Source organism: SAR324 cluster bacterium (genome assembly GCA_015232315.1).
Lineage (GTDB): Bacteria > SAR324 > SAR324 > SAR324 > NAC60-12 > JADFZZ01.
In genome coordinates this window covers 1-7,040 of the sequence record JADFZZ010000066.1, presented here as the reverse complement: position 1 = coordinate 7,040, position 7,040 = coordinate 1, and the positions used below count along the sequence as shown (strand labels likewise).

The 7,040-nt window shown below is 46.6% G+C and carries 6 protein-coding genes; 2 read left to right on the top strand and 4 right to left on the bottom strand.

Features of this window, described 5'->3' with window-relative positions:
- Window positions 1-210: 210 nt before the first annotated feature.
- Together HQM11_21000 and HQM11_20995 are read right to left on the bottom strand one after the other, a co-directional pair.
- Window positions 211-1,863 carry a hypothetical protein gene (locus HQM11_21000; GenBank protein MBF0353517.1) on the bottom strand — a complete coding sequence of 551 codons (1,653 nt, stop codon included), beginning with the start codon at window positions 1,861-1,863 and terminating at the stop codon, window positions 211-213.
- Between the two features lie 93 nt (window positions 1,864-1,956).
- Window positions 1,957-2,532: a TlpA family protein disulfide reductase gene (locus HQM11_20995; GenBank protein ID MBF0353516.1), complete on the bottom strand. Its 576-nt coding sequence runs from the start codon at window positions 2,530-2,532 to the stop codon at window positions 1,957-1,959.
- Between the two features lie 292 nt (window positions 2,533-2,824).
- Between HQM11_20995 and HQM11_20990 the strand changes: the two genes are divergently transcribed.
- Together HQM11_20990 and HQM11_20985 are read left to right on the top strand one after the other, a co-directional pair.
- Complete coding sequence (locus tag HQM11_20990; GenBank protein MBF0353515.1) at window positions 2,825-3,085, top strand: type II toxin-antitoxin system RelB/DinJ family antitoxin; 261 nt, start codon at window positions 2,825-2,827, stop codon at window positions 3,083-3,085.
- Complete coding sequence (locus HQM11_20985; protein ID MBF0353514.1) at window positions 3,082-3,357, top strand: type II toxin-antitoxin system YafQ family toxin; 276 nt, start codon at window positions 3,082-3,084, stop codon at window positions 3,355-3,357. The genes HQM11_20990 and HQM11_20985 overlap by 4 nt, the downstream gene beginning before the upstream one ends.
- Before the next feature lie 80 nt (window positions 3,358-3,437).
- Here HQM11_20985 and HQM11_20980 read toward each other — a convergent pair whose 3' ends face one another.
- Both HQM11_20980 and HQM11_20975 read right to left on the bottom strand, forming a co-directional pair.
- On the bottom strand, window positions 3,438-3,674 hold the full coding sequence (locus HQM11_20980) for a ribbon-helix-helix protein, CopG family (GenBank protein MBF0353513.1): 237 nt from the start codon (window positions 3,672-3,674) through the stop codon (window positions 3,438-3,440).
- A 159-nt stretch (window positions 3,675-3,833) separates the two neighbouring features.
- Window positions 3,834-6,641 carry a DUF1566 domain-containing protein gene (locus tag HQM11_20975; protein MBF0353512.1) on the bottom strand — a complete coding sequence of 936 codons (2,808 nt, stop codon included), beginning with the start codon at window positions 6,639-6,641 and terminating at the stop codon, window positions 3,834-3,836.
- Between the last annotated feature and the right edge of the window lie 399 nt (window positions 6,642-7,040).

Genomic DNA, 7,040 nt, shown 5'->3' with positions numbered 1-7,040 from the left:
ATAGTCCTCCCAAAAAAAATGATTCATCATTTTAACGGGAGTGCCATAGCAAGCTATGGCTTTTTTATCAATAAAGGTGGGTCAATTTTATTGTCCGCTACTGGGTCAGTTTACATGACCGGTAACATATTGGGAGAAGTTTTTCCTGAAATCAGTTATAAGCAATCCGCCCCGCGTCAGAATGCCCCATGAGGCGCTCCTGCTCAGGTTTCAGAACCACCATGCGCCAACCAGGCTCAGCCTTGTGATAGTGCTATTCGGTTGATGAAGAGAGAAGCCCCCATGAAATGAGGAAGTGAAGCCATATTCCGCGGAAATACCGGCACCCCAGCCGACTGTTGTCGCAGAAATATTTTCAGGTTTCACCAGTGCGGAATCATAATCAACAGCCTTTATTTCTGTTTTCACCACAGTCGGTCCCGTAGCGATCTGAAAATGAAGTCCCGTAGCAACCTGAAAACGATAATTTCCATAAAATTCCAGTATTTGAATCTGCTTTTCCATCACTGCTGAAATGCCGCTTTTTGTCAAAGTTTGCCTGGGGGCCGGAATGGCGCTGGACAGGAATAGTTCCACACCAGTCGGCAAATCCTTATATTTCAGCAATCTTCCCGCACCAAAAAAAATCTGATTGGTTGTAGCGTAATCACGGGTTGCCTGCAATCCGGCTCCTGCCAGAAAATACCATTGTTTTGCGGGTAAAGGCGGTGGTTCCGCAACAGTGGGTTCTATGGCAGGAATCACTGGAATTTCCAGGGGTGTTTCAGGGGTTCCTGTTAAATCATGGCTTTCGCCTGCTTCTGTTCCTGAAAGATCCGTGGAGGAACCCGTCACAGCGTCAGACGCAGGCAGAGATCCCGTGAGTGACGAGTCTTCATGGAATGGCTCCGCCGGTAACGGTTCCATGCCAGGAGACTGGCGTTCCGGAGTAACCACGGACGTTTCAGGAATCTTGGGATTCAACAATGGAGGTTCCTCAACAGGTTGATCCGTCAGGGCTGGAATGACAGGTGGGGGCATGACCGTTTGATTCGTATTTTTTTCTGCGGGAACAAGCTGTTGAGTCAGTTGTTCCAAGGCTGTGGAAAGGGTTGCCAGTTCACCGTCATGCTGTACGAAGCGGGAGGTGAGCAGTTCGCCAGTGTTTACATTCAGAATCCGGCCTGACAAAAAATAAATTTTTGGAGCAATCTGCGAATAACTGCTGGAAATAACCCGTTCCACTCCCAGTTGCTGACCAATGAGGGTGGCACATTCGTCTCGGGTACACTGGGCTTGCTGTTGAATGGCATCCGCGTCCAGTTTGTCAATTTCAGCACTGCTCGCCAGACTGAAAACGCCTGTTCCATTGAGAAACGACCTGAAAATTTCGCTGAAAGCCTTGCGTTGTTCCAGCGTCAATGTTGGTGCGTCAATATCCAATACGGCAACCAGCGTTTTGGCGGCGGCTCGAATCTGATATCCAATTTCCCATTGATCCAGCAATTCACGGTCCAGGCCCCGCAAGGCTCTGAAGCGCAACCGCATCCGGGTTCCCTGGCGTTCATAATCGACTTTGACCCAGACCGCCTGACTGGAAACTCCGGAAAGAGCTTCCCTGATCAACAATAACCTTGTTTCCGGCATGGCGATCCGCAGTGCCAGATAGAGTTCTGATTCAATACGTGCGGCATCCGTATCGCGCTTCCCCGAGTGCGCGTTGAGAACTTCCATCACCACATCCTGCCCTTTTCGGTTGAAGGATTCCTGATTGAACCGGCGTGTCACCTGTTCCATGGCAGTTTGCAGGGATTGCCCCAGCGCAGAGGTGTTCCACAGTCCCAACAGCAACAGCAGGGTCATCAACCGGAATATAGGGAACATCAACATGCCTTCACACTCTCTCTAAAAGTAATTCAATTTCCTGGATCAGGCATGGTAAATCAGGTTGTTCAAAACTCAATGGCCTTGAACGCCTTATAACAGCCCCTCAATCCACTTTTCCAGTTGCTGTTCCAGATCGTCCTGAAATCCGGTCAGAATTTTGTCAATGACGCCTTCACGGTTGATCAGAACAAGTCGTGGTAACGATTGCACTCCATAAGTTTCAATCGCGTGTTGCTGATTGGGCAACATCATCGGCACCTGAATCTGGAGTTTTTCAATGAAATAGCGGATTTTTTCCTCGGTCAGTTCCGGATCTACGTTGACATACAACAGTTTGACGGGCTTCCCCTGAAATCTGGTAGCCACCCGATTGAACGAGGGAATCTCACGGATGCAGGGAATGCAGGTCGTGGCAAAAAAGTTGAGAACCACCGCATTGCGAGTCACCTGCACCACATATTTTCCATTGACCTCCCTGAAGCGTCCCTCCGGATTCCGTTCAAAGCCGACTTCCTTCATCAGTGCGCTCAACTTGAGCAATCGGGGTCCGGCGGCTTCCCGACCGATCAATTCCGGCGCTGGCATTCCAATTTTGAGTTCATTCTCCACAGCAAAAGAACTCTCAACTGTTCCCAGAAACAATAAAATTATGAACCATCGAAGCATGTGACCTTGTTATCAGATACACGATCTTTAATCTGAAAATAAAAACTGGTATTGAATGAACGCTCAATGTAATTTCAATGTGTGACAATTTTAATACAAATCTGAATCTTTTGTTGTTGTAAATTTTCTGGTGACGGCAACCGATTCATGCCCTCGCACGGTGTCATTCCGTGCTTGACACGGAATCCATCGGCGCACTCCTGGATCCCCGTTTTCACGGGGATGACATCGTGGCAAGCCACAGATTTCATCACCAAATTATTTACAGCAGGAATCCTTTTATAAGGCACTTATGGCCAAATCAACCACAATTTCTGTCAGAATTGATTCCACCCTGAAACATGACGCGGAAAGCATTCTGGAGTCGTTAGGATTGACGGCATCACAGGCCATCAATATTTTTTATAAACAAATCACGTTTCAGCAGGGTCTGCCTTTTTCGGTAAGAATTCCGGAAAAAGTAATGAACGAAACCACCATGAAAGCGATGGAAGAAAAAGAGTTGTCTGAATATAAAAATCCTGATGACCTCTATCAGGATTTGGGGATTTGATGACAACCATTCAGACAACCAACCAATTCAAAAAAGATGTCAAACGATTACAGAAACAAGGGAAAGATCCTGAAAAACTGAAAACGGTCATCAATACGTTATGTCATGGAAATTCATTGAGTATCCATTTCCGTGACCATAAACTTTCCGGAAATTATCAAGGTGCCAGAGAATGCCATATTGAACCCGATTGGTTGTTAATTTATGAACTGCATGAAGATACCATCATTTTACGTCGGTCAGGTTCTCATGCAGAACTGTTCAAAATGTAACTGACATTTTTTCTGGTTCCGAACCGTTCTCAGGCCGCCTCTGGTGGCGATTCCACCGCATTGCATCGAGCAAAATCGTTTCATAAAACGTCCCGGTCGGCTTCTTTTCTAAGAGCTTCAAAATCCGGTAGATCGGTCCTCTCTTTCCACATGCCTTCCATTGGCTGAAAGACCATTTTCCAATCCCGGCTTTGTGATTGAATAAAATGATCAATAGCTTGACGAATGATCTGGGAACGCTTCAGGCCTAAACGGATGGATAAACTGTCTAACGCGGAATATTCTCTTTCCGTGAGATAAATTTGAGTTTTCAACATAAGATTCTCCATGAATGGTTGTGAAGTTTTATGCCATTCTGACAAGAAACATGATTTTGGGCAAGACCGTTTGACAAAACGGAAACGACCTCAATTCACCGCTCTCCGTTCCCCCCGCACAAGCTTTTGCCCGCAAAAATAACACAAGCACCAAAGCGCCTATTGTCCACCTCGTACACAGCGTACATAGTAGCTGTCCGGCTTACTGAAGTTGAAGACGTAGCCGCCGTTAAAGTTCACGTACCATGCGTTGGACGTGTTATAGGCGTAGGTCGACGACGACCAATAATTCGACGATTTCGTGGTGGGAAAATATGTCACATTGATTGCAGGACTAAGCCGTGTATCATCTGTAATGGATTCCAGTTCCTTAATATTCGGCAGACGCCAGTCATTGTAACCGCCCAAATCCAACCCTTCACAATAACTCAACGCTCCCTCCCAGGTCCGTCGGTTGCCATCATCCGTTTGCTGCCACAGCAATCCCCTTGATTTGTCCAGTACCGTCCCCGCGTTGGCCAAATAATCCAATGACCAAATTCCCGATTGTCCGCCTCGTACACAGCGCACATCGTAGCTGGCCGTCTTATAGTAGGTGCTGACGCCGCCGTAGCCGAAGTCCACGCCCCATGCGACGGACGTGTCACCGGCGACCGTCGATGACGACCGATAACTCGACGAGTTTGTATTGGGGAAATACGTCGTATTTATCGCTGGATTGTATGTCCCATAATGGCTGATACTCATCAGTTCTTTTTTTGTGGGCAAACGCCAGTCCGCATAACCGCCCAGAGTCAAGCCCTCACAATAGCTTCCCGCCGCTGACCAGTTTGTTTGGCTACCATTTTCTTTTTGCCACATCAACCCCGTCACGTTGTCGGTAATCGTCCCGTTGCTGTTATCCGTATACGATGGCGCATTGATTAAATAATCATGATCCTCTCCAAAAGTGGTCGTGTAGGAGGTGGTTTGACCTGTATCCGGCACAGGAATCAAATCCGTGATCGACACACTCATTGAAATTGTACTTTCTCCATACGGATTTTTGCTGTAAACCAGCAAATGACTTGCTGTGGACGGTAAAGCTGTATTGGCTGAAAATGTATAGGTGTAAGTTGAACTTCCGCTGACGGCAAATTCGGTGATCGCAGTTCCACTTTGTTTGGTGGTGCTGTTGCTTCCCCAATAGAGGACATAATGCGTGAGGGTGCTTTCACTGCTGGCTTTATTGATGGTCACACTGCCTGCTATTTCCTGTGACGTATAATCTGTATCCGTAAAACTCACACTGGACGCTGTCATGGTCGGCGGAATGTCGCCGGTGTTGATTACAGAAACATCATTCGGATTCAAGCCAGCGTAATTGCTGTCGCCGGAGGTGACGATACCCAGTAAAATCGTATAGCTTTGATTTCCATCAACGACCGCATCATAGACGCCTGTCACAGTCACCGTTTGAGTGGCGTTCCAGTTTGATGTGGTGAACGTCAAGGATGCTGGAGAAACGGTGCCTTCTGTCGTATCCGAACTGCTCACTGGTATGCTCACATCATAATACGGCTGGCTGTTCAGTTTCACCGTAAACGTTGCTTGAACTCCAGCTTCAGTCGTGTTGCCTGATATGGTGCTGATCGTGAATCCCGCTGTTTCATCATCCGTATTGGTTAGAAAAACGGATGAGATGGTTATTCCGTTATAGTTTGTATCAGAACTACTGGCAGACATCTTGACAGAATACGCAATGTTTCCATCAACGGTGCTATCATCAACTCCCGTGACCGTTACGGTCTGAGTGGCTGCATAGTTGGCGGAGGTAAACGTTAAGGTGGCAGGTGAGACCGTGCCTTCTGTGGTATCACCACTGGTCACTGTGATGGTCACATCTGAGATGGGTTGGCTATTGAGTTTGACTGTAAAAGCGCCAGTGTCTCCCGCTTCAGTGGTCGTATTATCAGTGGTGACAACTGTGACACCTGCTGTCTCATCATCCGTATTCACAACAATCACATCGTCAGGATCAAGCCCATTGTAAAGCGAGTCCAGGCTGGATGCAGGAGAAAACTTTATAGTGTATGTAACATCTCCATCTTTGATCTTATCATCCACTCCGGTGACCGTGATCAGGTTTTCAGCGTTAAAGTTGTTTGCGGTCAAGGTAAGTGTCGAAGGATGGACCGAGCCTTCAGTCGTATCGGAACTGGATATTTCAAGGGTCACATCATTCAATGGCTGACTTTTAAGTTTTATCGAAAAAGTGGCCGTTCCTCCGGCTTCAGTGGTGCTCCCACTGATTTTACTCACGGTAAAACCAACCAGTTTGTCCCGAATGGATGCAATGGTCTCATTCAAATGTGCAATGGCCTGCGCCGGGGGCACCAGATTTTGACGACCACCTGTTGCCGCTGTCACCTTGGCAACAGCGGCAATAACGGATTGAACTGCGACATTTTCGGAAAAAACGGAAGAATCAACATTGAAGTTGATGGATTGTTCGCTACTGACTATGGCTTGAACGACTTCTTTGGAGATATTGATCCCATTTGTCGGATCACCATCACTGTCCAGAGTTTGAAGAAAGGCAGAAATATTGGCTACGGCGGGTGTGTCTGCTGTCCCATTTTCTACCAGGTTGACAGGTGTTAACATGGCACTGCCCTGTGTTTCACCCAGCAAAATATCACCTACTTTGAATTGTATGCGCTCACCAGGAACATAGGTGAACTTCCCTGTGCTGTCGGTGGTTCCGCTCGTACTGTTTGACGAGTATCCAATTCCTGCGGCGGCACTATCATGGAAAAAGCCATCCAAGGCCGTTTCTACAGTGGTTTCAGACTCTTCAGTGTATTCAGGCTCTACAGTTCCCCGTGAAAAATTTTTGATGCTGAAATCCGCTTCAGGATCTTCTCCGCAACTGAGAATTACAAACAGAAACAACCAGATCAGCAGAGTCCACCAGCGAGTTTTCATAGGCTTTATTCGAATTGCAAAACAGTTGAATGATTATTGAACAGATTCAAAGCCTATTTTGAACAAATTCAACAAATTGTTCCACAAATAAATCCGGCAAATTAGGAAAAAACAGCCCTGGTCCTGATTTTTACTGTGACTAAGGAAGGAAACGGCAAAAGAATAAGTTGTGAAAAGAGGTATGGAACCAGCAAACATGAATCTGGTTCCTGACGTCTCGTCCAAGGCTGTTAAGTGAAAAAATTACCTGCGAGAAAATCCCCCTTTTCAAAGCTTAACTTTGGACACATTTTTTTGTTAAAAGTTAATGTTGATAAAGAGGAGTGTTGAACGATTATTTTTTTCAAAATTAAAGCAAATTTTTATCTGAAACAATCCATCAACCGCTTCTGAGAGACC